The organism is Streptomyces griseicoloratus, assembly GCF_014534645.1.
Classification (GTDB): domain Bacteria; phylum Actinomycetota; class Actinomycetes; order Streptomycetales; family Streptomycetaceae; genus Streptomyces; species Streptomyces griseicoloratus.
The window spans coordinates 1-3014 of record NZ_JACVQF010000039.1 but is presented as its reverse complement, the minus strand read 5'-3'; the positions used below and the strand labels follow the sequence as shown (position 1 = coordinate 3014).

Below are 3014 nucleotides of genomic sequence, written 5' to 3'. Positions count from 1 at the left end.
TGTCGCCGTAGCCCTCGTTGCCCGCGCCGGTGCGCTTGTCGGTGCCGATGACGAGGATGTTGAAGGCCTCGTCCTTGCTGAAGCTGCTGCTGCCCGCGTCGCCGACGTCCGTCGTCGAGACGTTGCCCTCCAGGTGCTTGAGGTAGAGGTAGCCGCCCACGCCGGCGGTGAGGACGACGAACGCCGTCGTGCCGCCGGTCCACATCAGGACCTTCTTGCCCTTGGACCCGCCCTTCGCCGGCCGGCGTCCGCGCCGACCGGGCGGCGGCTCCTCGGGGGCCGCACGGCGGCGCCGCTGGGGCGGGACCTCACGGCCCGGCGCGGGGCTGGTGCGGCCGCGGGCCCGGCCGCCGCCGGCGGTGTCGCCTGCGCCGCGGGTGCCGGAGCGGGGGGAGGGGACGGCCGGCTGCGGTGCGGAGGGAGGCGCCGGCTGCGGAGCGGAAGACGACAGTCGCAGTTCGTATTCACCGGTGCGGGGGTTGAGTACCCACTGGTCTGCGGGGTCGATGTTGTCCGCCCGCCCACGGCCTTGCGCGTCCACGGTCGTCCGAATCCTCCGTCGGGGCCACGCGGCGCCTTCTCCGGAAGGCGCACGGTCAGGGTTTACGAGTGCACGGCACCAGGGCGGACCTCGCGGCGGGGGCACTGGAGCGCTCACACTATCCGCCAAGTTCAGCGTCGAACGACGCCGGTGACAAATTCGACGTCCCTACAACAGGGCAATCCGTCGCATTTTCCGAACGTCCGCCGACGGGAGGGTCTACCAGCGGTAGGGCTTGTACACGTCCATGCACTTGCTGGTGTCCGAGCCGTTGAGGGCGTCGGCGTCCTCGGGCAGGTCCCCGGCTTCCGGCTTCTTCTGCTCCGGATACGCCGCGCCCTCGCGCCAGTCCGCGCCGACCACCACCGTGACACCGGAGACCTCGGTCGACCGCTTCACCGAACTCGACGGAATGCCCAGCGCCTCGGCGACCCGCCGGGCGTCGGCCTCCAGTTCGGCGCTCGGGTAGCGGACGGCGGTCCGCTCCTCGGAGACCGCCGCGGAGGTGTCCGGCGCCGCCCTGGTGAAGCCCTGCCGGGCGAGCTCCTCGGCGACCGCGTTCGCACGGCCGTCGACCGGGCCGAGGGTCGCCGACCGGGTGGCGTTCTGCACCAGGACGCCGATCTCGGCGTCGGACGCGGCGGAGTCGCCCGGGGACTCCGGGGAGCCGCCTGCCGAGGACGGGGCGCCGCCCTCGGCCCCGCTGCCGCCCCTGTCCTTGGCGTCGCCGTCCTTGGCGGCGCTGCCCTTGCCGTCGCCGCCCTTGGCGTCGAAGGACACGTCGTCGCGGACCATCGCCCAGACCTTCTCGGCGTCGGCGGCCGGGACCAGGTGGTTGCGGTCCTGGGGGTCCTCGTCGGTGGGCAGCGTCGTCATGGTGATGCGGTCCGTCGGGACCGTCTTGAGCTGCATGCCCAGGTCGTAGAGCTTCTTCACCGAGCCGATCTCCTCGGAGACCGTCAGGGACTTGGTGGCCGCCTCCGCAAGGTCCATCAGCCGGCCGGTGTCGGTGAAGACGCTCTGCTGCTTCAGCGTGCGGATCATCGAGTTCATGTACATGTGCTGCGCCCGGGCCCGCAGCAGGTCGCTGCCCCAGGCATGCCGGGTGCGCAGCCACTGCAGCGCCTGCTCACCCTTGACCTTCTTGCGGCCGGCCTCCATCTTCAGGCCCGAGCCGCCGGGCACACCGGGCAGCGGACGGTCCCACACGTTCTGGTTCACGCAGACCTCGACCCCGCCGACGGCGTCCGCCATCTGCACCACGCCCGCGAAGTCGATGGTCATCCAGTGGTCGATGTAGACGCCGGTGAGGTTCTGCCAGGTGGCCAGGGTGCAGCCGGCGCCGCCGCGGGCCAGCGACACGTTGATGATGTCGTTGGTCGCCGGGTACGTCCTGCCGGAGTCCGGGTCGGTGCACTCGGGGATGTCGACCCGGGTGTCGCGGGGAATGCTCACCACGGCGGCGCTCTTTCGGTCCGCGGCCAGGTGGATGAGCATCTGCACGTCACCCAGCGGGGGATTGCCGCGGTTGGCCCTGCTGCCGCCCAGTTTCACGTTCTCGTCGGAGTTACGGCTGTCGGAGCCGATCAGCAGGATGTTCAGGGGCGTCTGACCGGCCGCGTTCGGCTCGGTCCGGCGCGCCTTGGAGTCGCCGCTGCTGCGCTCGCCCTTCTCTATGTTGCCGTTCAGGTGCTGGTAGTAGAGGTATCCGGCGCCGGCCGTGCCGAGTATCAGCACCGCCAGGGTCGTCGCGGACCACCTGAGCGCACGGTGCCGCCGTCCGGAGCGGCGCCGGCCGGACCGCCTGCCGTTCCCGTGTCCCGCGCCGCGTCCGCCGCCTGTGCCGGGGCCGTCCTCGTCCGGTGCGCCGCCGCCCGCGCCCCGGGCGCGCCGGGCGGCACCCGAACGTGTCCCCTCCCCGTGCACACTGCTCTGCGTCATGACCCTCTCCCCACCCCTGCGCCCGCGAACGTGCCCCAGCACGCGTCCTGTTCGCACAGTTGGACGTCTGGAGGCCCCCGTTGGCTGTACGACCGGGCCGACGGATTGCGAACGGCCCGGCCTCTCAGGTCACTTGGCGCACGCGACCTTGTCCGCCGTGGACTTCTGGACCCCCTCCGGAGTCTGGCCCGACGAGGCGTTCAGCTTGACCCCGGCGCCCTTGAAGTCCTTGCCGAGGGTGAGGGTCATGGTGGGCAGTCCCTGGGCGTTGGTGACGCTCTCGCCGGGCTTCATGGCCGAGCCGGACAGGCCGAGGATGTCGGCGAGGCGGCGGGCCTGGTCGGCCTGATCGGGGGCGTACTCCAGGGTCGTCTTCGCTATCTCCGCGGGGGCGTCACCGGCGTTCTCGGACTTGGTGACGCCGGCCTCGGTCTGGAGGTAGAGGAGTTCCTTCTGGGCGCTGCCGTCGGGGGCGCCGCCGTTGAGGATGCGGACGCGGACCTCGCCGGGCTCGGACTTCTCGCCCTTGAGG

General features: G+C 71.8%; 2 protein-coding genes and 1 pseudogene. All 3 read right to left on the bottom strand.

The genetic code is table 11. The features are described 5' to 3' along the window. A pseudogene (locus H0H10_RS01585) lies at positions 1 to 541 on the bottom strand (LCP family protein); the annotation flags it as partial. Positions 542 to 760: 219 nt separating this feature from the next. Then, positions 761 to 2482: an LCP family protein gene (locus tag H0H10_RS01580; RefSeq protein WP_188178962.1), complete on the bottom strand. Its 1722-nt coding sequence runs from the start codon at positions 2480 to 2482 to the stop codon at positions 761 to 763. A 129-nt stretch (positions 2483 to 2611) separates the two neighbouring features. Next, a partial coding sequence (locus H0H10_RS01575; RefSeq protein WP_188178961.1) for a LytR C-terminal domain-containing protein occupies positions 2612 to 3014 on the bottom strand: 403 nt, incomplete at its 5' end.